The 24,481-nt window shown below is 65.1% G+C and carries 22 protein-coding genes and 1 tRNA gene; 6 read left to right on the top strand and 17 right to left on the bottom strand.

The window, feature by feature from the left end; all coding sequences use genetic code 11:
* Positions 1–45: 45 nt before the first annotated feature.
* From fliF to KKR91_RS02160, 10 genes are all read right to left on the bottom strand, one after another.
* Positions 46–1,644: a flagellar basal-body MS-ring/collar protein FliF gene (gene fliF, locus KKR91_RS02205; RefSeq protein WP_337925346.1), complete on the bottom strand. Its 1,599-nt coding sequence runs from the start codon at positions 1,642–1,644 to the stop codon at positions 46–48.
* 11 nt (positions 1,645–1,655) lie between these two features.
* The gene (gene fliE, locus KKR91_RS02200; RefSeq protein ID WP_210231836.1) at positions 1,656–1,961 is read right to left on the bottom strand and encodes a flagellar hook-basal body complex protein FliE; all 306 of its coding nucleotides are present in this window, start codon (positions 1,959–1,961) and stop codon (positions 1,656–1,658) included.
* The gene (flgC, locus tag KKR91_RS02195) at positions 1,961–2,353 is read right to left on the bottom strand and encodes a flagellar basal body rod protein FlgC (RefSeq protein ID WP_210231837.1); all 393 of its coding nucleotides are present in this window, start codon (positions 2,351–2,353) and stop codon (positions 1,961–1,963) included. The genes fliE and flgC overlap by 1 nt, the downstream gene beginning before the upstream one ends.
* Complete coding sequence (locus tag KKR91_RS02190; protein WP_210231838.1) at positions 2,350–2,694, bottom strand: flagellar basal body rod protein FlgB; 345 nt, start codon at positions 2,692–2,694, stop codon at positions 2,350–2,352. The genes flgC and KKR91_RS02190 overlap by 4 nt, the downstream gene beginning before the upstream one ends.
* A 198-nt stretch (positions 2,695–2,892) precedes the next feature.
* Entirely contained in the window at positions 2,893–3,222 is a 330-nt protein-coding gene (locus KKR91_RS02185) for a hypothetical protein (RefSeq protein WP_210231839.1), read from the bottom strand.
* A 4-nt stretch (positions 3,223–3,226) separates the two neighbouring features.
* On the bottom strand, positions 3,227–3,658 hold the full coding sequence (gene fliS, locus KKR91_RS02180; protein WP_237687452.1) for a flagellar export chaperone FliS: 432 nt from the start codon (positions 3,656–3,658) through the stop codon (positions 3,227–3,229).
* Between the two features lie 2 nt (positions 3,659–3,660).
* Positions 3,661–4,998, bottom strand: coding sequence for a flagellar filament capping protein FliD (gene fliD, locus KKR91_RS02175; RefSeq protein ID WP_210231840.1), 1,338 nt, complete (start codon positions 4,996–4,998; stop codon positions 3,661–3,663).
* A gap of 179 nt (positions 4,999–5,177) precedes the next feature.
* Complete coding sequence (locus KKR91_RS02170; RefSeq protein WP_210231330.1) at positions 5,178–6,038, bottom strand: flagellin N-terminal helical domain-containing protein; 861 nt, start codon at positions 6,036–6,038, stop codon at positions 5,178–5,180.
* Positions 6,039–6,314: 276 nt separating this feature from the next.
* Positions 6,315–7,169: a flagellin N-terminal helical domain-containing protein gene (locus tag KKR91_RS02165; RefSeq protein WP_215057260.1), complete on the bottom strand. Its 855-nt coding sequence runs from the start codon at positions 7,167–7,169 to the stop codon at positions 6,315–6,317.
* 132 nt (positions 7,170–7,301) lie between these two features.
* Positions 7,302–8,129: a sigma-70 family RNA polymerase sigma factor gene (locus KKR91_RS02160; RefSeq protein ID WP_210231331.1), complete on the bottom strand. Its 828-nt coding sequence runs from the start codon at positions 8,127–8,129 to the stop codon at positions 7,302–7,304.
* Positions 8,130–8,342: 213 nt separating this feature from the next.
* Between KKR91_RS02160 and flgN the strand changes: the two genes are divergently transcribed.
* Genes flgN through KKR91_RS02140 form a run of 4 tightly spaced genes read left to right on the top strand, consistent with a single transcriptional unit; the run spans position 8,343 to position 11,545 of the window.
* Positions 8,343–8,828, top strand: a complete 486-nt coding sequence (gene flgN / locus KKR91_RS02155) for a flagellar export chaperone FlgN (RefSeq protein ID WP_210231332.1) — start codon at positions 8,343–8,345, stop codon at positions 8,826–8,828.
* Between the two features lie 22 nt (positions 8,829–8,850).
* Positions 8,851–10,245 (top strand): flagellar hook-associated protein FlgK, encoded by a 1,395-nt coding sequence (gene flgK, locus KKR91_RS02150; protein WP_210231333.1) that lies wholly within the window; start codon positions 8,851–8,853, stop codon positions 10,243–10,245.
* A gap of 5 nt (positions 10,246–10,250) precedes the next feature.
* The gene (gene flgL / locus KKR91_RS02145; protein ID WP_210231334.1) at positions 10,251–11,147 is read left to right on the top strand and encodes a flagellar hook-associated protein FlgL; all 897 of its coding nucleotides are present in this window, start codon (positions 10,251–10,253) and stop codon (positions 11,145–11,147) included.
* Entirely contained in the window at positions 11,144–11,545 is a 402-nt protein-coding gene (locus KKR91_RS02140; RefSeq protein WP_210231335.1) for a flagellar assembly protein FliW, read from the top strand. The genes flgL and KKR91_RS02140 overlap by 4 nt, the downstream gene beginning before the upstream one ends.
* A 102-nt stretch (positions 11,546–11,647) precedes the next feature.
* Here KKR91_RS02140 and KKR91_RS02135 read toward each other — a convergent pair whose 3' ends face one another.
* From KKR91_RS02135 to KKR91_RS02110, 6 genes are all read right to left on the bottom strand, one after another.
* The gene (locus tag KKR91_RS02135) at positions 11,648–12,484 is read right to left on the bottom strand and encodes an aldo/keto reductase (protein WP_210231336.1); all 837 of its coding nucleotides are present in this window, start codon (positions 12,482–12,484) and stop codon (positions 11,648–11,650) included.
* Between the two features lie 102 nt (positions 12,485–12,586).
* A complete protein-coding gene (locus KKR91_RS02130) occupies positions 12,587–13,051 on the bottom strand; it encodes a hypothetical protein (protein WP_210231337.1) in 465 nt (154 codons plus the stop codon).
* A 5-nt stretch (positions 13,052–13,056) separates the two neighbouring features.
* Positions 13,057–13,839: a bacterial proteasome activator family protein gene (locus KKR91_RS02125; RefSeq protein ID WP_237687451.1), complete on the bottom strand. Its 783-nt coding sequence runs from the start codon at positions 13,837–13,839 to the stop codon at positions 13,057–13,059.
* Positions 13,840–13,982: 143 nt separating this feature from the next.
* Entirely contained in the window at positions 13,983–14,177 is a 195-nt protein-coding gene (locus KKR91_RS02120) for a YbdD/YjiX family protein (protein WP_210231338.1), read from the bottom strand.
* Entirely contained in the window at positions 14,174–16,465 is a 2,292-nt protein-coding gene (locus KKR91_RS02115; protein WP_210231339.1) for a carbon starvation CstA family protein, read from the bottom strand. The genes KKR91_RS02120 and KKR91_RS02115 overlap by 4 nt, the downstream gene beginning before the upstream one ends.
* A 125-nt stretch (positions 16,466–16,590) precedes the next feature.
* Positions 16,591–17,568, bottom strand: a complete 978-nt coding sequence (locus KKR91_RS02110; RefSeq protein WP_210231340.1) for an NAD(P)H-quinone oxidoreductase — start codon at positions 17,566–17,568, stop codon at positions 16,591–16,593.
* 63 nt (positions 17,569–17,631) lie between these two features.
* On the opposite strand from KKR91_RS02110, the gene KKR91_RS02105 reads away from it, so the two are divergent.
* Positions 17,632–17,719, top strand: a tRNA-Ser gene (locus KKR91_RS02105).
* A 241-nt stretch (positions 17,720–17,960) separates the two neighbouring features.
* Positions 17,961–22,454 (top strand): ExeM/NucH family extracellular endonuclease, encoded by a 4,494-nt coding sequence (locus KKR91_RS02100; RefSeq protein ID WP_210231341.1) that lies wholly within the window; start codon positions 17,961–17,963, stop codon positions 22,452–22,454.
* 145 nt (positions 22,455–22,599) lie between these two features.
* Here the strand turns inward: KKR91_RS02100 and ctaD are convergent, their stop codons facing one another.
* Positions 22,600–24,354: an aa3-type cytochrome oxidase subunit I gene (ctaD, locus tag KKR91_RS02095; protein WP_237686725.1), complete on the bottom strand. Its 1,755-nt coding sequence runs from the start codon at positions 24,352–24,354 to the stop codon at positions 22,600–22,602.
* Positions 24,355–24,481 lie beyond the last annotated feature (127 nt).

Below are 24,481 nucleotides of genomic sequence, written 5' to 3'. Positions count from 1 at the left end.
CGGTGGTTACCGGGGCGGAAGCGGCCGGGGCTGTCATTGTGTCGCTCATGCGGGCTGGCTCTCATCCATGAAGCTGCGCAGGTACTCGGCGGTGCGGGTGGGGTCCTGGCCCGCCAGCATGTCCACTTCTGCGCGCTTGCGTTCGGTGGAGTCCGCCCGCGGAGTCAGGATGGGCAGTCCGGCGGTGTCAGTGGGGACGCCGATGGCGGTAACGGGCTGCTGGCCGATCATGGCCAGCTTGGTGGCAGGTTCCAGCGGATCAAGCTCCGAGAGCTCCCCGATGTCGATCGCCTCGCGGTTCTGGCGCCGTGACCGCATGGCGTAGGCGACCAGGGCCAGCGCCACGGCCAGGACGATGCCGGTGGCGAGGATGATGCTGTTCAGCAGCTGCGCCCGGCGTTCTTCCTCTGCCGCTTCCGCTGCAGCGCCCAGTGCCTCCTGCGCGGCGGCAGCGCCACCGGCGTTGAAGGCGACCATTTCCACGGTCAGCTCGTCGCCGCGCTCGGCGTTGATCCCGGCGGCGGTGGCCACCAGCGCCTCGATGTTGTTCAGGTTCAGGCCGGCGGCGGCCTCGGTGTTTAGTGCCACCGAGACGGTCTGCCGGTTCAGTGCCCCGGCGGGGATTTCGCGGGTTTCGGTGATCTTGTTGACCGCGTTGTTGCGGGTGCTGGTTTCAGAGTTGAAGGTTCCGTCTCCGGCGGCGTCGTCGGGCACGGCAATGTTGTCCGGACCCAGGATGCCGGCGGCGCCTCCACCGGCGCCTCCCGTGTATTCCTCGGTGGTGGTGGCTTCGTTCAGTGCCGGAGCGTTCTCGGGGCTGGCGAAGGATTCCTCGACCCGGTTCGCTGACTCGTAGCTCATGTCCGCGGCCACGGCCACTGTCGCATTCCCGGGGCCGACCACGCGGTCCAGCATGGTCTGCACTGCGGCACCCACGCGTTCCTCATAGTCGCTGGACTGTTTGTCCGCGGAGCCGGTGGCGCCCACGCCGACGGCGGAGAGCACGGTTCCAGCGGAGTCGATGACCGCCACGTTGGTGGCGTCCATCCCGTCGATCGAGGCCGAGGTCAGGTGCACGATGGCCTGGATCTGGTCCGCGCCAAGGGTGACGCCGTTTTCGGTCTGGATGAACACCGAAGCGGTCGGATCGCGCTTTTCCGAGACGAAGACGGTGTCTTCGGGAATGGCCAGCTGCACCGAGGCGGTCTGGACGCCGTCGAGCGCTCCCACGGTCTTGGCGAGTTCGCCTTCAAGGGCGCGCTTATAGGTCACTGACTGCTGGAACTCGGAGGAGGTCACGCCCATCTCGTCCAGGAGCGAATAACCGCCGGTGGACGAGGAGGGAAGGCCCGCGCCCGCTGCCTTGAGCCGCTGGTCATAGACATTGGCTTCGGGCACCAGGATGGTGCCGCCGCCGTTGGCGATCTCGTACGGGACGCCGTCGGTCTTGAGCTGCTCCACGATGGTGTTGGCGTCGGAGGCGGAGAGTCCGGAAAAAAGCGGGGTGTAGGCCGGCTTGGTGGCCCAGCTGACCAGCAGCGCAATGCCGAGGGCAAGGACAGCCACACCGATGATGGTGATGGTCTTCTGCGCCAGGGTAAATCCGCGGACGGTCTCGCCGACACGTCCGAATGCGGCGTTCATGGGGCGCGCCATCAGGCCTGCATCCGCATGATCTCGTTGAAGGCGTCAACCGCCTTGTTGCGCACGCCGGCCACCAGTTCCAGGGTGACCGAGGCGCGGGTGGACGCAATGGTGGCGCTGTGGATGTCGTCCAGGTCCCCGGTGACCGCCTGCACGGCAAGGGCCTTGGAGGTGGACTGCAGCTGCGTGACGTTATCGACCGCGCCGGTCAGGGACGCGGCGAACGCGGAGCCGTCAGTGGAGGCGGTGGCCGGGACGGCGTCCAGATAGCTGGTGGGGGTAACGCCCGATACGGCAGGAATGGCGGGAACGGGCATTAGGAGCGTCCAATCTGGAGTGCTGCTTCATAAGTTGCTTTGGCGCGGTCGACGACGGCGGCGTTCGCCTCGTAGCCGCGCTGGGCCAGGATCAGGTTGCCCATCTGTTCGGACAGGTCGATGTCCGGGTACCGGACATAGCCGTCCGCGTCGGCCACCGGGTGGTCTGGCTGGTATACCATCCGGCCCTCGGCGTCGCCGAATTCGACGCCGGAGACGTAGACCCCGCTGACGCCCTGCCCTTCCTGGGCCACCACGTAGCGGGCCTGGAAGGCGGCGCCGTCGGTGCTGGAGGCGTTGTTGGCGTTGGCCAGGTTGTCCGAGACGGCGTCAAGCCATTTGCGGTGCGTGGTCAGTCCGGTGGCGGCAATGCCGATAGCGTCGAAGGTCATGACTGTGTCCTCAGGGCGGTGCGCAGCGAGTTCGCTTCGCCGCCGACGGCTTGCGTGGCGAACTGGTAGCGGAGCACCGTGTCGATGTTGGAGAGCGTTTCCGTGTCCAGGTTGACGTTGCTGCCGTCCAGGCGGGTGGGTTCCAGCGACCGCGCTGTGGTGGCCTCGACAGCTCCGGAGCCGGCCCGTACGGACTTGGCCAGGGCATCTTCGAAACTGACCCGCTGGGCGTGATAGCCCGGGGTGTTGACATTCGCAATGTTGTTCGCGATTGTTCGCTGGCGTAAGGCCAGCCCATCAAGGGCGCTTTGAAGCGCAATTGACGACACGGAATCGAACACGGAAACCCGCTTCTCACTGAGGGACAGAGCGGCCGATCCGTGGCCTGGAAATGAGCAATCCTTGCTCACTACTGGTTATCGACCCATTCCACAACAATGTAAGTAGTTTTCCAAGTAGTTTTGCAGTAGTAGGTAGGTAATTGTTACCGGGGCCCTATTAGCAAGGAACACTGCGGAATTAGTAAGGATACTGGCTTTTTAGCCGGCCACATCAAGGTAAACCGCAGCCGAGGATGGTCCCGGGACGCTGCGGATCAATTCCGCCTGGCGCCGGTTCATCCGGGCCTCGCCGCGCAGTTGGACATAGGCACGGTCCTGTGCCTTCGCCAGCAGGCGGGCTCGCGGTGCCAGTTCTGCCGGCAGCGGCCCGAGGTCCGAGGGCGGCGTCCAGTTCCGGGCAAGCATCCGCGCCTGCTCCGACACATCGGCCGGGCCGCGGAATGCTTCCAGGTTGTCTTCCAGCTCGGTCAGCACAGCCTTCCATGCGGCCAGGTTTGCTTCCGCTTCTTCCGAGGGGTCCTGTTCCATGATTTCAGCCGACACCGAGGGTACCTCCGGGGGTCATCGCAGCCGACGGCGTTGCGCCCAGGGCGGGAACCAGCGCCGCGGCTTCATGCCAGGTGGCGCGCAGGGGCTCGAGCAGGTCGATGCACTCGCGGGTCAGCACGGCGTTCCGGCCTATGTTGGCGTTCATCAGGGTCTTCAGGGAATAGGCGTAGATGGCCTGCAGGTTTTCCCCGCCTTCCCAGACGCCGGGCTTCAAGGTGCCCGAGAGCTCGGCCAGGATGTCCTGCGCGTGCAGGAGGTTCTCGGAGGCCACCGGCCAGTTTGCTTCCTGCTGGGCGGTCTCGGCGCGGGCCAGGTCCAGCAGCAGCCGGTCGTAGAGCATGGTCAGCAGCCGCGCGGGCGACGCCGAGAGCACGGCGTTCCGCGCATATTCGGCGCGTTTGGCTTGCAGGTTCACGGTCAGTTCTTACTCGAGGAGGAGGATGAGAGGGAATTGAGCTGGCCGGTGAGCCAGTCCTGCTGGCTCTGGAGGGCGCTGAGCTTGACCTCCAGGTTGGTCCAGACCATTTTCAACGTGGATTCGCGGGACGCCAGCCGGCGGTCCCACTCTTCAATCTGGCTGTTGAGCGCCTTGACCGTGGATTCCTGGCCGGTGATCCGCTGGGTAATGGAACCGTCGTACTTGTCGGAGGCGGTTTTGCCGGCGGCTTCCACCCGGCCGGCGATGGTCTGCAGGGTTGCCTGCGTCTTGACCGGGTCAGCGGTCATGGCGGCGGCGAACTTCTCGGCGTCAAACTCCACCGTGCCGTCTTTGGTGATGACGATGCCGATTTCCGACGGCGATTTCCCGTCTACCGGAGAGGTGGCGGCGGTCATAATGGCCGCTTTGAGGGCCCGGATGGCCGAGTCTCCGGTGAAGGCGCCGCCCGTGGCCTTGGTGGTGCCGTCGGAGGTGCTCACAGTCACGGCGGAGTTCTTGTTGATGTAGGCGAAGACATCCGCCAGACCGGTAACCAGGCCGGCAGCGACGTCCGAAATGGCTTTGTCGTCGCGGCTCACCGCAATGGTGACGGGCGTGGCAGACACTGTCCCGACGGTGATGTCCACACCGGGCATGAGGTCCGCGAAGGTGTTGGTGGCGGAGGTGATTTTGGTTTCCGCGCCTGCAACGCCGGCCCACAGGGTCAGCTCGGCGTCCTGGGCGGTGCGGATGGAACCGAGGTCGGCGCCGTTCTGTGCGACGGTGAAAGCTCCGGCTTCGCCTGTGGCGGTGGCCGTGAACTGCATCCGGTACTGCGCGACGCCATCCACGCTGCCGGCAGAAATCTTGACGGCGGTGACGCCGAGGTTGGCCTTGTTGACGGTGCTGATGACCTCGTCCAGGCTCTTGCCGGCGGTGTCCAGTTCGGTGATGGTGCCGTCTTTGGAAATCGACAGCGCATCACCGTTGGGCCAGGCGGCCATGGCGGCGGAGAGGGAGACCTGCGCGGTGGCCAGCTTGTTTACGGTGATGTCCAGGGAGCCTGCTGCGGCGCCGGCCTTGGTGACGGCGGTGACCTTGTCGGAGCTGCTGACCGCACTGTAGAGGTCGGTTCCAGCTGGCTTGGCAACCTTGCCGGCAGCCTCGGTGAGCGAAGCGATTTTGGTGTTGAGGTTCTGCAGGCCGGTGACGAAGTTCTGGTTCTGGGCGACCTTCTGCTTCAGGAGGACCTGGGGGCGGGCCTCGATTGTCATGAGCTCTTTGATCATGGCGGTGGTATCGATGCCGCTGATGAGCCCGTCAATGCCAAGCGCCATGAAAATGCTCCTCGAAGAGTTCTGCCGTGTTGTGCCCTGCCGTGTCCTGCTAAAAAACCGGTGGCAGGGAATGGGCCGGCGGCGGGAAAGGTGAGGTCCAATTCGTCTTTCCCGCCGCCGGCGGTCATTCACCTGCCGGTACTGCGGTTACTGCCGATGAATCCGATAAAGCGCTTCTGCTACTGCAGGAGCTGCATAACGCCGGAGTTCATCTGGTTGGCCTGGGCCAGCATTGCGGTAGCGGCGCTGGAGAGGATCTGGGACTTGGTGAAGCTGCCCATTTCCGCTGCCATGTCCGTGTCGCGGATGCGGGAGTTGGCCGAGGAGAGGTTCTCCACAGATACCGCGATGGAGCGTGCGGTGGACTCGAGCCGGTTCTGCTGTGCACCGAGGGTGGCGCGCTGGCCGGAGGTGGTGGCAATAGCCGTATCCAGAGCAGCAGTTGCCGTCGCTGCGTTTGCCTGAGAATCAACTGTCAGGGCACCCATGGCGGCAATGGTCGTAGCAACGTTGGCCGTGGTGATGTCGATGGTCTCGTTGGCATCAGCACCAACCTGGATCTTCAGGGTGGGTGCAAGTGCAGGCCCCGCCACGGGCGGGGTACCGGTGGTTGCGGCGCCCGGGCCGAGGAGCTGAATGCCGTTGAAGTTGGTGGACGTGCTGATACGGGTCAGTTCCGAGGTCAGGGCATCAACTTCTGACTTGATCGCGGTGCGCGACTCGGCGTTGTTCGTATCGTTAGCGGCCTGAACGGTCAGGTCGCGCATGCGGTTGAGGATGTTGTGGACCTCGGTCAGGGCGCCTTCAGCGGTCTGGATGAGGCTGATGCCGTCCTGTGCGTTGCGTCCTGCCTGGGTCAGGCCGGAGACCTGATTCTTCAGGCCTTCGGAGATGGCCAGGCCGGCTGCGTCATCAGCAGCACGGTTGATGCGCATACCGCTGGAAAGACGCTCAACAGACTTGGCCTGGGCGCTCTGGTTCAGCGTCAGGTTACGCATCGCGTTGAGGGATGAAACGTTGGTGTTGATTGTGAAACCCATGATGTATTCCTCCGTGAGTGGGCTGTACTTACCGGCCCATCCATGGGCCTGCAACCATAGTTATCGGGCAGCGCCCGGGCGATGTTAGGAGTCCACGAAAAAATATCCGGAATCCAGCTCTTTTCCATTTTCGGCTCGCTGGGAGGGCAAAAAAGGGAAGGCAGGGAATGGGCTGGCGGCGGGAAAGGTGAGGTCCAATTCGTCTTTCCCGCCGCCGGCGGTCATTCACCTGCCGGTACTGCGGTTACTGCCGATGAATCCGATAAAGCGCTTCTGCTACTGCAGGAGCTGCATAACGCCGGAGTTCATCTGGTTGGCCTGGGCCAGCATTGCGGTAGCGGCGCTGGAGAGGATCTGGGACTTGGTGAAGCTGCCCATTTCCGCTGCCATGTCCGTGTCGCGGATGCGGGAGTTGGCCGAGGAGAGGTTCTCCACAGATACCGCGATGGAGCGTGCGGTGGACTCGAGCCGGTTCTGCTGTGCACCGAGGGTGGCGCGCTGGCCGGAGGTCCTCTCAATGGCTGTATCCAGCAAAGCCGTTGATGCTGCAGCAGCCGCCTGGGTGTTGACCGCCAGAGCTGCAATGGGCGTAATAGTCCCAGCGACGTCCGCCTGACTAATGTCAATCGTCTCGTTGGCATCAGCACCCACCTGGACCTTCAGGGTTGCCGTCCAAGCAGTTGCTGCGCCACCGCCGGCAGGAGTGGCGCCCGGGCCGAGGAGCTGAATGCCGTTGAAGTTGGTGGACGTGCTGATACGGGTCAGTTCCGAGGTCAGGGCATCAACTTCTGACTTGATCGCGGTGCGCGACTCGGCGTTGTTCGTATCGTTAGCGGCCTGAACGGTCAGGTCGCGCATGCGGTTGAGGATGTTGTGGACCTCGGTCAGGGCGCCTTCAGCGGTCTGGATGAGGCTGATGCCGTCCTGTGCGTTGCGTCCTGCCTGGGTCAGGCCGGAGACCTGATTCTTCAGGCCTTCGGAGATGGCCAGGCCGGCTGCGTCATCAGCAGCACGGTTGATGCGCATACCGCTGGAAAGACGCTCAACAGACTTGGCCTGGGCGCTCTGGTTCAGCGTCAGGTTACGCATCGCGTTGAGGGATGAAACGTTGGTGTTGATTGTGAAACCCATGATGTATTCCTCCGTGAGTGGGCTGTGCTTACCGGCCCATCCGTGGGCCCGCAACCATAATTATCGGCGGAGCACCTAAGGGGGTTAGGAGTTCTGTCTGCACGTTTCCGAGCGATCTCCGGACTATCCCCGCTACGCCGGCATCCGGCCGGGCTCCGCCAGCGGAGAAGGCGCCGGGAAATGCTCCCGGGTAATACCGCCGAGCGTACGGTCCGCCATCGTGGACAAATAGGCCGCGCGGCGGGCCGGTGCGATGCGAGAGGAAACGGCGGGAACGGCGTCGTCGTCCGCGTAGTGGGCACCCAGGCCGTCGCGGAGCAGGCGAACGGCTTCGGCACGCTGCTGGGACACGGCCGAATGGGTGGCGCCGAGTTCCGCTGCCAGTTCCTTAACACTGCGGTCGTGGAAATAGATCTCCTCCACGATGTACCGCATCTTCTCCGGCAGCGACGCAACGGCGGCTTGCAGGTACTTGACCCGCTCCGCGGAAAGCAGCGAGCCCTCCGGAGAGGGCAGCGTGGTGGCGAGGAAATCGGTGGTGGACTCATCCAGGCTCGACACGGTGCGCGAGGCGTCCGCCAGGGCATCGTTGGCTACCGACGGCTCAACCCCGAGGGCCGAAGCAATCTCATCCACCTTCGGAGTGCGGCCCAAAGCTGCAGTCAGGGTCTCCTTGACCACCAGGGTTTCCTTGATCCGGCGGCGGGCGGTTCGGGTTGCCCAATCCATGGAGCGCATTTCATCGGCGAACGCACCGATAATGCGGCGCCGGGCATAGGCGCCGAAGGGAACCCCCAAATCGGGGTTAAAGGAGTCGGCGGACATGATCAATGCCACCGAGCCCGCGGACGCAAGGTCATCGCGGGAGAGATGTGTTGCTTTGGCGCATGTTTCAGAGACGAGATAACCCACCAGCGGCAGGTTTTCGACGACGAGTTGGTTGCGTTCAGTGCGATTCAATTTGTGCGGACCCCCAAGCCCTTGTTCCAGACATAGCTACCTGGCACATGGCTTAGGGCTGAGACCCACTAAAAACCCCACGCGCGAGCGTATACCGAGAACCTACCACTAACATTGTGGGCCGAGGTGCCGATAGATACTGATGCCGGATAAATCGTTATGTTTCGGCGCAAATGATGGACGTCCCCGGTAATAATTGGAGGTGAGTGGAGCATGGGTACCCAGAAATTGTCTGCACTTCTCTGGGAGGAACGCGAGCTGTTGGAACTTCTCGTGTTTAAACTCGAAGAAGAACAGCTCCTGCTTACCTCCGGCAAAAGCCGCTGGCTGCAGCACGCTACCCGCGAAGTCGAGCAGGTCCTGGAGCGTTTGCGGGCCGCGGCGCTGGGCCGGACGGTGGCCGTCGCCACGCTGGCCAGCGACTGGGGCACGGCGGAGGACGCCACCCTCAGGGAGTTGGTTGCTGCCGCTCCCCCCGGACCCTGGACCGACATTTTCGCTGCGCATCTGCAGGCCATGACGGATCTAACCCTCAAGATCCGCGACCTTCGGGATGTCAACGAACAATTCCTGCGGGCTGCTGCGCGGTCCGCCCAGGAGACGCTTGCCGGGCTGAACACGGAGAGCGATACCTATACAGCCTCCGGAACAGCAGCATCATCGGCTGCCGGCGCCCGCCTTGTTGACCAAGCACTTTGACCGCTAAGGACCGTAACTCGCGATGAGCACATTCAGTGGACTGAATACCGCCTACACAGCGCTGACCGCTGCCCGCCGGGGGATGGATATCGTTGGGCAGAACGTCGCCAACGCCAACACACCCGGTTACACGCGCCAGCGGCTGGAGACATCGGCGACAAGTCCCCTCTCCGGCGGATTCAACAACGTCGGACCGCGGGTGGGGCAGGGCGTCACCGTAGACAACATTGCCCGGCTCGGCAGCCTGCAACTGGATGCACGGGTCCGCGCGACCGTGGCAGTCTCCGGCTTCTCCGCAGTACGCGCCAATGCCCTGTCCACCTTGGAAGTCAGCCTCAACGAGCCCGGCGACAACGGCATCTCCGCTTCGCTGGACGAGTTCTGGGCCGCCTGGCAGGGAGTATCCAAGAAGCCCGGCGACATTTCCTCGGCATCGGTGCTGCTGGGCCAGGCCTCGACCGTGGCCAGCCAGATCGCCTCCGGCTACCAGTCGGTTGCCAATCAGTTCACCGACGTGCGCTCCGATCTTTCGGCCATGGCTAACGAGCTCAATGCCGCCGCCGCCCAGATCGCCGACCTGAACGGCGCCATCCGCCTGGCCTTGTCCGGCGGCGGATCCGCCAACGAACTGATGGATCAGCGGAGCGCGCTGGCCACCACGGTTGCCGCCCTGACCGGTGGCACCGTCCGCGAAGCCGGCGACGGCACTGTGGACATCTTGGTAGGCGGCAACGCGATGGTCACCGGCGACATTTTCCGTCCCGTTGAGGTGACCGGCGGAACCACCCTCGCCGGAGATCCGGTGAAGCTGGTCTGGAGCCACCGCAAAAACGATGATGTTCCGCTTTCCGGCGGAGAAATGGCCGGAGCCCTCAGCCTGCTGGCCCCCGGCGGCGACCTGCAGAAGGCCGCCGAATCTTACAACCAGCTCGCTGACAATCTGGCGACCACGGTCAACACCGTGCATCGGACCGGCAGCACCACCGCCGGAACTACGGAACTGGACTTCTTCACCTTCGATGCCGGGCCCAAGGCCCTCAGCCTGCAGATCGTCCCGAAGGACGCCTCCGGAATTGCCGCCGGCGCCGGCCCCACGGCCGGAGCCCTGGACGGGTCCATTGCCGACGCCATTTCCCAGCTCGGATCGAAACCCGGCTCCCCCGACAAAATGTGGTCCAGCTTTGTTTCCGCCACCGGCGCCGCCGCCCGCACGGAAATGCAGCAGGCCAAACTCGCCGGCGTGGCCGCTACCTCCGCGGCAGGCATGCAGCTCTCCAACTCCTCCGTGGATCTGGACGAAGAGAACATGAACCTGCTGGCCTACCAGAGTGCTTACCAAGGCGCCGCCCGGGTCATGACCGCCATTGACGAAATGCTCGACACCCTGATTAACCGCACCGGAATCGTTGGAAGGTAACCCCCGTGATCACCCGCACCACCAACCAGTCCATGGCGCGCAACGCCCAGCAGAACCTGCAGGCCAACATGTCGCGTTTGGCGAAGCTGCAGGAGCAGGTGTCCAACTCCTCCGCCATCACCCGCCCGTCCGACAACCCCGCCGGAACGGCCGACGCGTTGAAGGTCCGCTCGGAGATTCGCGCCAACGCCCAATACAGCTCTAACATCAGCGACGCCCAGGGTTGGCTGTCCACCGCGGATAACGCCCTGAGCAACACCACGGATATCATGACGCGGATCAAGGACCTGGCCATTCAGGGTGCCAGCGGCACGCTCGCACAGTCCAACAAGAACGCCATTGCCACGGAGCTGGACAGCCTCAAGCAGGATCTGCTCCGTGAGGCCAACACGACCTATGCCGGCCGCAGCATCTTCGCTGGAAACTCCGACGATCCGGCAGCGTTCACCCTCAACGCCACCACCGGTGACGCCGAATACCATGGCTCCGATACCGGCGTCATGCGCCGGATCGACACCGGTACCCCTGTGCGCGTGGACGTCGATGGGCGCGACGTCTTCGGCAACGGAGCCGATTCCGTGTTCGCCCTCGTGGACAAACTCTCCGCCGCTCTGCGCACACCGGGCGGAGACACCAGCGGACACCTGACGGAGATCGACAACCGGGCCAATGAAATCCTGTCGCGCCACACGGAGGTGGGTATCCGCCACGCGAGCGTCCTGAAGGCCGAAAAGACCAATCTGGACAACTCCGTCAATCTGGAGACCCGCCGTTCGGGCATCGAAGACCTGGACACTGCCCAGGTGATCCTGGACCTGAAGCTGCAGGAAGTGGCCTACCAGACCGCGCTCTCTGTCACAGCCCGTTCCCTGCAGCCCACGCTCATGGACTTCCTGCGATGAGCAGCACTGCCCTGACATTCCTGGCGCCGCCGCCCGGGCTGGCACCGGAGGTTGATTTCGCCCTGGACACCGTGGACGGCGCGGACGGCCTCTACTCGCTGGTCTCTGCTGCGCCGTCCGCCGGCGCCTCCGGGCACCGCCTGTTCGTCCTCGACGCCGCCATCTATCTCCCGGCGTATCAGCCGGAAATCACCGATGAACAGCGCGCCTCCCTGGACCTCAACGATGCCGGGGAAGCCCGCGTACTCGTGGTTGCCAACTCCACGGAGACCGGCACCACGGTCAACCTGCTGGCCCCGATCGTGCTCAATACCCGCACCCTGCAGTGTGCCCAGGTCATCCTGGAAGGCCAGGACTGGCCGGTGCGCACCCCGCTGGGAGCTTTCGCCGCGGCCTAGCTCCTCGGACAAACCGAAACAAAAAGTGCTCCTCCCACTGCTGGGAGGAGCACTTTTGGGTTCCGGGAAACCCGCAAGGGGCAGCCCGGAGCTACGTGAGGCTTAGGCGAAGTCGGCCGTGGCCGGATCGGCGCCGTAGCGGGTACCGTTGTCCAGCGCGTTGATGGCGTCGATGTCCTCGTCGGAGAGCACCACGTTCAGCGCCTCCCAGTTTTCCTTGATCCGGGACTCGGTCACGGACTTCGGGATCACGATGTTGCCCAGCGCCAGGTGCCAGGCGATGACCACCTGGGCCGGGGTGACGCCGTCGTACTTGGTGGCGATTTCCGCCAGCTTCGGATCCTCCAGCAGGCCCTTCCCGGAGCCCAGCGGGGACCAGGACTCATGCAGGATGTTGTGCTCGGCCTCGAAGGCCCGCAGTTCGGCCTGGTTCAGGTACGGGTGGGTCTCCACCTGGTTCAGGACCGGAACAACGCCGGTGGCGTCGATGATCTCCTGCAGCGCCTCCACGGTGAAGTTGCAGACACCGATGGACTTAACGCGGCCGGACTTCTGCAGCTCGATGAGCGCCTTCCAGGTGTCCACGTACTTGTTCTGCTTGGGCTGCAGCCAGTGGATCAGGTACAGGTCCAGGGTTTCCAGGCCGAGGCGCTCCATGGACGCATCGAAGGCCTTCAGGGTCTCTTCGTAGCCCTGGTCCGCGTTCCAGACCTTGGTGGTGATGAACATGTCCTCGCGGGGAACCGAAGTGGCGGCAATGGCGCGGCCGACGCCGGCTTCGTTGCCGTAGATCTTGGCCGTGTCGATGTGGCGGTAGCCAACCTCGAAAGCCTGCCCCACAACCTTTTCGGCAACCTCGTCCTCAACCTGCCACACGCCGTAGCCGAGCTGGGGAATGGTGTTGCCGTCATTGAATGTCACAAGAGGAGAAGTAGTCATTCGCCTATCCTTGCAAACGCGCGGCCATAATCCGCTGTCGATGACGCCTATATGCTGGACGCGAAATTACGGCGGCGCCTATTCCCGGATTCCGGAAAAATATTATTGGGCGGCCGTGGCGGCCTTGAGCGCCCGCTCGGCCTCAATGACGTCTTCGGCGACCAGCTGGGCGCGCCGGTGCACGTTCTGCAGCCCGGCGGAGGCAATCCCCCACCGTTCGCCTTCCAGCCGCGACATGGCTGCCGCCTCGGCGGTGGCTGCCAGCGAATTTCCGCTCCGGGACAGCGCCCGGTGCACGGCGATCAGCGCGCCGGGGATGTCCTGGCCGTTGCTGGGCAGGCGCCGCTGGGCACTGACGCAGACCTCCCGCACGCGCGGCAGCAGCTCGGCCAGCGAGTTGGCCACTCCCACCAGCTCGTTGTAGATGGCGTCATCCTCCACGCCCTCCAGCATCTGGTGATAGCGGTCCAGACCCCGGGTAAACCGGTCATGGGCACGGCGCCAGACGCCCTTGCCGAGCTGTACATCGTCTTTCCGCCCCTGCCGGGCGGCTGCAAAGAGAGCCATCTGTCCTACAAATACTGTCCGGGGCCGGCCTGCGGCTCGGGTCGGCCGGCACCGGGACGGCCCTGGCCTGCGCCGTCGGCACGCTTGGGCTCGCCGTTTTCACCGATAACGACGCCGGGGGCCAGCACGGTGCCCGGCGGCAGCTGGCGCAGCTGTACGCGCGAAGCCATCTGCTGGTTGGCGGTCTGCTGCGCTGCGATGGCGGTCTGGATGCCACGGAAGAGCCCCTCCAGCCAGCCGACCAGCTGCGCCTGGGCAATCCTCAGTTCGGCATCAGTGGGAACGGTGTCCTCCAGGAACGGCAGGTTGACGCGGTGCAGTTCATCCACCAGCTCCGGAGCCAGCCCGTCCTCGAGTTCGCGCAGGGACCGTTCGTGGATTTCCGCCAGCCGGTTCCGGGCGGCGTCGTCCAGCGGCGCGTTCCGCACCTCCTCCAGCAGCTGCTTGACCATGGTTCCGATCCGCATGACCTTGGCGGGTTCATCCACCAGGTCCCTCAGCTTCGCCGGTCCGGAGGAGCCCTCGGTGCGGGCCGACCCGGAAGCATCCGGGCCGCCGTCGGCCTGGGCGTCGCTGGATCCGTTGCCCTGCCGTGCGGCAGCCGGCCCCGAGGTTCCGGCGGGAGCGGCCACAGCCGATCCTGCGCCGGCCGGCCCGCCACCAATGGGCGGGTTGCTCGAGACGGCCTCATCGGTGCGGCTGCCGGCCGCACCTGCCTGTGATGAATCGTCGGAACCGGGCGCAGGCGCCGCATTCGGCCGGTGGGCCGATCCGTTCTCTTCAGTCATGCGTTAATGCTCTCACGATTGGGCGGAATTGCCGGTTGGGCGCTTGGCTTTCCTGGCCTGCCCCGCAACAAAACGTGAGACGGCGGCACCCGCCTCGGGTGCCGCCGTCTCACGTTCATGCATTACCAAACTTCGATAAGCGCCTAGCAGCAGCGCCCTTCGGGGTTGGCGTCCTGGCGGTCCATTTTGTCCTTCCAGAATTCGCGTTCGCTCATGGGAGCGGACGCGCAGCCGGTGGACTCATGGAAGGAGAGGTACTTGCGGTACGCGTCTTCGCCCATGAGGTCGCGGAAGAACCGCACCAAACCGCGCAGGCCTTCCTGGACCGCCATGCTCATGAGTGTGCCTTCCTCAGCGGCTTGCGGTCCTGCGGCAGCGCGTCCCACTGCGCCTGGATTTCCTTTTCCGCCGGGGTGGCCAGGAAGCCGGCCGGAGCGAACGTCCGCGAGGCGACCGCCGGATCCTCGGCGCTGGCGGCGCCGCCGGAACGGAACGAGCGGATGCTGGCAATAACCGCGGTGATAATGACGATGATCGCCAGCGTCACAAACACGATGGACAACGTGCCCTGGATGAAGGTATTCCGGACCACCGCTTCCATGGCCTCCACTGTCTTGGCGGTGCCGAAGCTGGTCTCGCCCCGGTCCAGTGCCGCCTTGAAGGCGTTGTGCTGGGCCCAGTAGCCAACCGCCGGAACCGGGCTGAAGATCTTGTACATCGACGCGGTGATGGTCACCACGGACGCGAACGCCAGCGGCAGCACCACGATCCAGATGTACTTGAAGACATTCTTCTTCGCCAGGATGGCCAGGCAGATGGCCAGTGCAATGGCGGCCAGCAGCTGGTTGGCAATGCCGAAGAGCGGGAACAACGTATTGATGCCGCCCAACGGGTCCGTGACCCCCATGATCAGGATCGAGCCCCAACCTCCGACCATGACGGCCGTACAGATCCAGGCCCCGGTCCGCCACCCGGTGTCGCGGAACTTCGGAATGAAGTTGCCGATCGAGTCCTGCAGCATGAACCGGGCCACGCGGGTGCCGGCGTCGACTGCGGTGAGGATGAACAGGGCTTCGAACATGATGGCGAAGTGGTACCAGAACGCCATCATCGACGAGCCGCCGATCAGGCTCTGCATGATCTGGGCCAGGCCCACGGCCAACGTGGGGGCACCGCCGGTGCGGGAGACGATGGATTCCTCGCCCACGTTGGCGGCCATGTTGGTGAGCATGTCCGGCGTCAGGTTCACGCCGGCCAGGCCCAGGCTGTTGACGAACGCGACGGCGCCTTCCACGGTGCCGCCGGTGGCTGCAGCCGAGGAGTTCATCGCGAAGTAGATGCCGCGGTCAATGGAGATGGCCGCAACGAGGGCCATGATGGCCACGAAGGATTCCATCAGCATGCCGCCGTACCCGATGAAGCGGGTCTGGCGTTCCTTCTCGATCATCTTCGGGGTGGTGCCGGAGGAGATCAGCGCGTGGAAGCCGGAGAGGGCGCCGCAGGCGATGGTGACGAACAGGAACGGGAACAGCGGACCCGCCACCACCGGGCCGTTGTCCGCGGAGGCGAATTCGCTGATCGCGGGAACGGTGATTTCGGGGCGGACGATGATGATGGCCACGGCCAGCATGACGATGGTGCCCACCTTCATGAAGGTGGACAGGTAGTCTCGCGGGGCCAGCAGCAGCCAGACCGGGAGCACTGCGGCAATGAAGCCGTAAATGATGATGCCCCACGCGATAACCGTCTTGTCCAGGGTCAGGAAGTCGCCCAGGGCGGTATCGGCAATCATGCCGCCGCCGATGATGGCCAACAGCAGCAGGACAAAGCCGATGATGGACACTTCGGTGACCTTGCCCGGGCGCAGGAACCGCAGGTAAACACCCATGAACAGGGCAATCGGAATGGTCATGCCTACCGAGAAGACGCCCCAGGGGCTCTCGGCGAGGGCGTTCACGACCACCAGGGCGAGAATCGCCACAATGATGATCATGATGGTCAGGGTGGCGATCAGTGCGGCGGTACCGCCGACGCGGCCCAGCTCTTCCCGGGCCATCTGGCCCAGCGAGCGGCCGCCGCGGCGCATGGAGAAGAACATGACCAGGTAATCCTGGACGGCGCCGGCGAGGACGACGCCGATGATGATCCAGATGGTGCCGGGCAGGTAGCCCATCTGGGCGGCCAGGACAGGCCCGACCAGGGGTCCGGCGCCGGCGATGGCGGCGAAGTGGTGCCCGTACAGCACCCGGCGGTCCGTTGCCGCGTAGTCCTTGCCGTCTGCTTTGTACTCGGCCGGAGTGGCGCGGCGGTCATTGGGCTGCAGGAGTTTGCGCTCAATGAACTTGGAATAGAAGCGGTAGGCGATGAAGTAGGTGCAGACCGCGGCGAAGACAAACCAGATGGCGTTGACGGTTTCCCCGCGGACCAGGGCCAGCATGTACCAGCTCACGCCGCCGAGCAGGGCGATTCCGGCCCAGAGGGCGATCTTCATCGGCGTCCACTGGCGGTCTTCGGCTTCTGCGGTTTCCGGATCCACGGCAACCGGCGGAAGATCCGGATCCTGGATGAGGACGTCGGCGTCCTCAGGCTCTCGCGGCACGTCCCTGTGCCGGTGGTTCTCACTCATGGGCGCTTCCCTCTGGTTGCGGTAACGATGCAGGTGGGCCGGCAGTGGACCGGCCGGAGCGCGGAAAATCCGCGCTCCTGCCCATGAGGTTAGCAGTCAGCTGTGATGCGCTCCACAGCCGTCTATCAGGTGGTCAACAGGATTTTTCCCGTGTGCCGGCCGGAATCGAAATACTCGTGCGCGGCTGCTGCCTCGGAGAGCGGGAAGGTCTTGTCCACAAGCGGGCGGATCCTGCCGGCTTCGATCAGCGGCCACACGTGCTGCCGGACCGCCGCCATGATGGCCGCTTTCTCCTCCGCGGGCCGTGCGCGCAGCGTGGTGCCGATGACCGCGAGCCGTTTCCGCATCAGCTGGTTCAGGTCGATTTCAGCGGTGGTTCCGCCCTGCAGGCCGATGATGACCAGCCGTCCCGAGACTGCGAGCGCCTCCAGGTTGCGCTGCAGGTACTTCGCGCCGACGACGTCGAGGATGACGTCGGCGCCCCGGCCGTCGGTGGCTTCGCGGACCCGTGCCACGAAGTCCTCTTCCTTGTAGTTGATCAGGACTTCGGCCCCGAGTTCCCGGGCCAGATCCAGCTTCTCCGCTGATCCGGCGGTGACCATGGGAACGGCGCCGAAGGCGGCGACCATCTGGATGGCCATGGTGCCGATGCCTCCGGCGGCGCCGTGGATCAGCACATGGTCGCCCTCGGTCACGCCGGCGGCCATGAAAAGGTTAGAGAACACGGTGGCGGCGGTTTCCGGCAGGGAGGCGGCGGTCACCAGGTCGACGCCGGCGGGCACGGGCAGCACCTGTCCGGCCGGGACGTTGACCTGGTCGGCGTAGCCGCCGCCGGTCAGGAGTGCGACGACGTCGGCCCCGACGGAGAGCCCCTGCACCCCGGTGCCAATGGCGGCGATCCGGCCGGAGACCTCCAGTCCCGGATATTCGGAGCTTCCGGCCGGCACCGGATAGTAGCCGCGGCGCTGCAGGACATCCGCCCGGTTCAGGCCCGCTGCTGCCACATCGATGAGGACTTCGCCTTCTCCGGGGACCGGCGCCGGAACGTCCTGCACCTGCAGTGTTTCCGGGCCGCCGGGCGTAGTGATGACAACTGCTCTCATTCTGTCCTCCACGGAGCTTGATCAGATTTTGGTGAATTCCACCTTTCTGCCAGACTACTAGGGGGAAGGTTGTCCGAGCGGCCGATGGAGCTGGTCTTGAAAACCAGTGTGCGGTAACCCCGTACCAAGGGTTCGAATCCCTTACCTTCCGCAAAGTGGTCCTTCAACGGACCGGGCGTATCACCTCTTGAAAACGGGCGATACGCCTTTTTTGTTGCCCGTTTCAGTCCCGGTGCCGCCCGGAAGAAGGCAGATTACTTGGGTCCGCCTCATGTCACCCATTTGTAACGTCGGCCACATAGTATTACGAGCATCACTCGCGTTACCCCCTTTGCCGCCGCTGTGCGGCCACTACCCGTCGGCTGGGACCAGCTGACCAAGGAGCATGAGGCATGAGACCTTCAACCTGGAAGGCGGCACTGGGAGCAACCCTCTCGGCCGGCCTGCTGGCGGCACCAATGACGGCGCTTCCGGCCTTTGCGCTGGACACCAAGGCGGCAGCCGTAGGCGTCGTCATCAACGAGGCCTACCTGAGCGGCGGCAGCGCCAACGCGCCGTTCACCAACAAGTTCGTGGAGCTCTACAACCCCACGGATGCTGCCGTCAGCTTGGACGGCTGGTCGCTGCAGTACCGCTCGGCCGGTTCGACGGCGGCCCCCACGGGGGTCGGCGCGCTCACCGGAACCATCCCCGCCGGAGGTTATTACCTGATTTCCGGCGCCTCCAACGGAACCACCGGCGCTCCGCTGCCGGCAGCCGATGCCACCGTGGGCGCCAGCTTCAGCGGCACCAGCGGCACCCTGATCCTCTCCAACCAGGCCACCCGCGTCGACCCGCTGCCCGCGGGCTCCGTAGTGGGCGCCGCTGGAGTGGTCGACCTGCTGGGCTACGGCACCTCCAACACCTTTGAAACCGCGGCTGCTGCCGCCCCGGCCGGCAACGCAGACCCCAAGTCCCTGAACCGCACCGGCTTCGCCGACACGAACAACAACGCGGCCGACTTCACCCTCAGCGCGGCAGTGACTCCCACCGGCACCGGCGGCACGGTCCCCACCGACCCCGAGCCCACTCCCACCCCCACGCCCTCCCCCACCACCCCGGTTGATCCGCCGGCCGGCGCCGTCGCCATCTCGGAGATCCAGGGCACGGGCGATGCGAGTCCGCTGATCGGGCAGAACGTCACCACCCGCGGCAAGGTCACCGGCGTGTACCCCACCGGCGGCTTCAACGGCTACTACCTGCAGACGCCCGGAACCGGTGGAACGCTCGATCCCGCCACCCACACCGCATCCGACGGCATCTTCGTCTTCTCATCCGCCACGGTGGGCTCCGTCGCCCCCGGCGATTATGTAGAGGTCACCGGAACCGTCGGTGAGTACTTCGGCCTGACCCAGCTCACGGTCGCCGCGGGCAACATGGCCAAGCTCAGCGAGCCGGCGGAAGAGGTGAAGCCCGCGACCGTTGGCTGGCCCGCCACCGATGCCGAACGCGAGGCGCTGGAAGGCATGCTGCTGGCACCGCAGGGCAGCTTCACCGTCACCGATAACTACTCCCTGAACCAGTACGCGGAAATCGGCCTCGCCGCCGGGGACTCCGCCCTTGTCCAGCCCACCGCGGTGGCTGCCGTGGGCACCCCCGAGCACGCCGCCGTCGTCGCCGACAATGCGGCACGTGCCGTCACCCTCGACGACGGCGCCAGCACCAACTTCCTCAGCGCAGCGAACCAGGGCATCGCCCTGCCGTACCTGACCATGGAGAACCCGGTGCGGATCGGGGCAGCCGCCACCTTCACCACCGGCGTGATCCTGGACTTCCGCAACAGCGCCTGGAAGTTCCAGCCCCTCACGGCACTCACCACCGCCAACGCCGCAACGGTCACCCCGGCGTCGTTCGATCCCACCCGCACCGCCGCGCCGGAAAGCGTGGGCGGCAACCTCAAGCTCGCCTCCTTCAACGTGCTGAACTACTTCAGCACCACCGGGGATACGCTGCCCGGCTGCACCTTCTACAACGACCGCGCCGGTGCTCCGCTGACCGTCCGCGGAGGCTGCGACGCCCGCGGCGCCGCCAACGCAGAAAACCTGGAACGCCAGCAGGCGAAGATCGTTGCCGCCATCAACGCCCTCGGCGCCGACGTCGTCTCCCTCATGGAGGTGGAAAACTCCGCCGTGTTCGGCAAGGACCGCGACGAAGCACTGGCGAACCTGACCGCTGCCCTGAACGAACAGGCACCCGGGACCTGGGACTATGTCCGCTCCCCCGCCGCGCTGCCGGCGGCTGAAGACGTCATCCGCACGGCCTTCATCTTCCGCACGGCCACGGCCGAGCCGGTGGGCGAATCAGTGATCCTCGACGACGAAACGGTGTTCTCCAACGCCCGCGAGCCGCTGGCCCAGGCCTTCAAGCCCGCCGGCGGCACCGACGGCGAAAAGTTCGTCGCGATCAGCAACCACTTCAAGTCCAAGGGCTCGGCCCCGGACTCCGGCGAAAACGCCGACACCGGACAGGGCGGCTGGAACGCCGACCGCGTCCGGCAGGCACAGGCACTGGCCGGCTTCGCCGATTCCGTGGCCGACGCCGCGGGCACCGAGAAGGTGTTCCTGCTGGGAGACTTCAACTCCTACGCGGCTGAAGATCCGATGACCGTACTGGCCGATGCCGGATACGTGAACCTGGGCAAGGCCACCGGCAAGCACTCCTACGCCTTCAGCGGGATGGTCGGTTCGCTGGACCATATCCTGGCCTCCCCGGAAGCAGCCGAGGCCGTCACCGGCGCCGACATCTGGAACATCAACTCGGTGGAGTCGGTGGCGCTGGAATACAGCCGCTACAACACCAACGTCACCAACTACTACGCTCCGGACCCCTACCGTTCCTCGGACCACGATCCGATCCTGGTCGGCCTGGATCTTGCCCCCGCCGGAACCGAAACCGAAGAGCTGAACCTGCTGAACATCAACGATTTCCACGGCCGGATCGACGACAACACCGTCAACTTCGCCGGAACCGTTGAACAGCTCAAGGCAGCAGCACCGGCGGGCAGCTCGGTGTTCCTCTCCGCCGGCGACAACATCGGCGCTTCCCTGTTCGCCTCCTCCATTCAGCAGGATGCGCCCACCATCGATGTGCTGAACGCCCTGGACCTGCGCGCCTCGGCCGTGGGCAACCACGAGTTCGACGCCGGTTACGCCGACCTCACGGACCGGGTCATTCCGTCCGCCGAGTTCCCGTACCTGGGCGCCAACGTCTATCTCCGCGGCACCACCACGCCCGCTTTGGAGGAGTACACGATCCTGGACGTCAACGGCGTCTCGGTGGCCGTGATTGGTGCCATCACCGAGGAGACGGCCACGCTGGTCACTCCCGGCGGGATCGCGAATCTGGAATTCGGTGATCCGGTCGAGGCCGTGAACCGTGTGGCCGAGCAGCTGCAGGCCGCGGGGCTGGCGGATGTCATCATCGCCGAGTATCACGACGGCGCCGGCGCCGGCACTCCCGACGGAGCTTCGCTGGAGCAGGAAGTGGCCGACGGCGGCGCGTTTGCCGAGATTGTCAACGGCACCAGTCCCCTGGTGGATGCCATCTACACCGGCCACACCCACAAGCAGTACGCCTGGGACGCACCCGTTCCCGGTGTCGACGGGAAGACCCGGCCGGTAGTGCAGACCGGTTCCTACGGAGAGTTCATCGGCCAGATCAACCTGGACTACAACCCGGCAACGGATGAGGTGGTGTCCTACACGGCCACCAACGTTCCGCGGACCACGGAGAGCGCTGCGTCGCTCGTGGCTGCCTACCCGGCAGTCGCCGAGGTCAAGTCCATTGTCGATGCGGCGCTGGCCTCCGCCGCCGAGATCGGCAACCAGCCGGTGGGCTCGGTAACCGCCGACATCACCTCAGCGTTCTCGGGGACCAACCGCGATGACCGCAGCGCCGAATCCACGCTGGGCAACCTCGTGGCCGATTCGCTGCTCAGCACGCTGTCCTCGGCGGACCGCGGGGGCGCCGAAATCGGTGTCACCAACCCCGGCGGGCTGCGTGCCGAGCTGTACTACGGCGCCGACGGCGTGATCACCTACGCCGAGGCCAACGCGGTACTGCCGTTCGTGAACAACCTGTGGACCACCACCCTCACCGGTGCACAGCTGAAAACCATGCTGGAACAGCAGTGGCAGCCGGCCGGCAGTTCGCGCCCGTTCCTGGCACTGGGACTCTCGGACAACATCACCTACACGTACGATCAGGCCCAGGCTGCGGGTTCCCGCATCCAGACCGTGACCGTCAACGGTGAAGCACTGGACCCCGCCCGCGCCTACCGCGTGGGAACGTTCAGCTTCCTGGCCCAGGGTGGAGACAACTTCAGTGTCTTCACCCAAGGGACCAACACCCGGGACTCCGGACTGGTGGACCGCGATGCGTGGATCAGCTACATCGAGGCCAACAGCCCGCTCTCCCCGGACTTCGCCCGCCAGGGCGTGGTGGTGCAGGGAGCACCGGCCACGGCAACAGCCGGAGCAGCGGTTTCCTTCACGGTTTCCGGGCTTGACCTCACCTCGCTGGGCAGCCCGGCCAACACCGCGCTGGCCGTGAACTGGGTCAACGCGGCAGGCACCGCCACCGCGCTGGGCACCGCCCCGGTGACGGCGGGGGCCGCCTCCGTGAGCGTGAGCATTCCGTCGTCGGCCTCCGGCGCAGGAAGACTGGTGCTCACCGCTGCACCTTCCGGCACCACCGTGACCGTGCCGGTTACGGTCCAGGCGCCTCCCACTCCGCCGGCGCCGGCCTGCAAGGCTCCGGTTCCGCCGAAAAACTGGTGGGACGTCAAGGGCTGGGTCCGGTATGCACTGGATCTGGCGCGCTACCTGTACTGCCTGACCGGCCGGTAGCCCCGGCTGATCCCAGGCCGCTGGTCCGGGCCTGATCCACATAAGCGTCGCCGGGAGTTTTGCTCCCGGCGACGCTTATTTATTGGCTGGCCGGCTGGCTGGCTGGGTGCCGGCGTGCCTGCTGCTGCTGGTCCCGGAGATCGGCCTAGTCCCGGGGATCCGGGTCGTTGGGCTTTTCGCTGCCCATGTCAGCGGCACCGAAGACCTTCACCACCGGGTTATCCGTTTCCCCGTTGGACCGCGGCTTCAACTCCGGGTGGTGCAGGTCCAGTGCGGGGCGCTCAGAGCGGATGCGCGGCAGCGCAGTGAAGTTGTGCCGCGGCGGCGGGCAGGACGTGGCCCATTCGAGCGAGCAGCCAAAGCCCCATGGGTCATCCACTTCCACCTTTTTGCCCCGGCGCCAGGTGATGAACACGTTCCAGAAGAACGGGATCAGGGATGCTCCCAGGAGCATTGAGGCAACGGTGGACAACTGGTTCATGGACGTGAAGTTGTCTTCCACGAGGTAGTCCGCGTACCGCCGCGGCATGCCGGAGACGCCCAACCAGTGCTGGATCATGAAGGTGCCGTGGAACCCCAGGAACAGCATCCAGAAATGAATCTTGCCGAGGCGCTCGTTGAGCATCTTGCCGGTGAACTTGGGCCACCAGAAGTAGAAGCCGGCAAACATCGCGAAGACCACGGTGCCGAACACCACGTAGTGGAAGTGGGCGACCACGAAATAGGTGTCCGAGACCTGGTAGTCCAGCGGCGGGGAGGCCAGGATGATGCCGGTGAGCCCGCCGAAGAGGAAGGTGATCAGGAACCCGATGGCCCACAGCATCGGCGTTTCGAAGGTGATGGAACCGCGCCACATGGTGCCGATCCAGTTGAAGAACTTCACCCCCGTCGGCACCGCGATCAGCATGGTCATGAGCGCGAAGAAGGACTGCATGACGGCGCCGGTGACGTACATGTGGTGCGCCCACACGGTCACGGACAGGGCGGCGATGGCCAGGGTGGCAAACACCAGGCCCTTGTAGCCGAAGATCGGTTTCCGGCTGAACACCGGCAGCACCTCGGAGATGATGCCGAAGAACGGCAGCGCAATGATGTACACCTCGGGATGGCCGAAGAACCAGAACAGGTGCTGCCAGAGGATGGAACCGCCACGCTCGGGATCGAAGATGTGGGCTCCGAACCGCCGGTCCGCGCCGAGGGCAAACAGTGCAGCAGCCAGCGGCGGGAAGGCCATCAGGACCAGGATCGAGGTGACCAGGGTGTTCCAGGTGAAGATCGGCATCCGCCACATGGTCATGCCCGGTGCGCGCAGGCAGATGATGGTCGTGACGAAGTTGACCGATCCCAGGATGGTCCCGAAGCCGGACAGGGCAAGCCCGAACACCCACAGGTCTCCGCCGATCCCGGGCGAAAAGGTGGTGTTGGACAGCGGCGCGTAGGCAGTCCAGCCAAACGAGGCTGCCCCCTGCGGGGTGATGAAGCCGGACACGGCGATGGTGGAGCCAAAGAGGAAGAACCAGAACGCCAGGGCGTTCAGCCGGGCAAACGCCACGTCCGGCGCGCCGATCTGCAGCGGCATGATGATGTTGGCGAATCCGGCGAACAGCGGGGTGGCGAACATCAGCAGCATGATCGTGCCGTGCATCGTGAACAGCTGGTTGTACTGGTCCTTGGTCTGCAGGATCTGCATGCCCGGTTCGAACAGTTCGGCCCGGATCACCAAGGCCATCACGCCGCCCACGCAGAAGAAGACAAAGGACGCGATCAGGTACATGTAGCCGATCGTCTTGTGGTCGGTCGAGGTCAGCCAGTTGACGATGATCCGCCCCCGGGAGACCGGGACGACGCGCGGCGGTACGTAGGTGCCAAAATCGTCCGTTGAGTACTTGAGCGTCGACATCAGGTGCCATCCCTTGCATGCAGCGGCCGGATCATCCTGCGACGGGCGATCCTGCAAAGGTCCGCCGTGTCTTGTATCGTAGGTCTCCTCTTTCTCCGCCGTCCAGAGGTTCCCGGATGTGCCTGGG

This window comes from Arthrobacter jiangjiafuii (assembly GCF_018622995.1).
In the GTDB taxonomy this organism is placed as follows: Bacteria; Actinomycetota; Actinomycetes; order Actinomycetales; family Micrococcaceae; genus Arthrobacter_B; species Arthrobacter_B jiangjiafuii.
The sequence above is the reverse complement of the archived record's forward strand: the minus strand, read 5'-3'. Positions and strand labels throughout refer to the sequence as shown.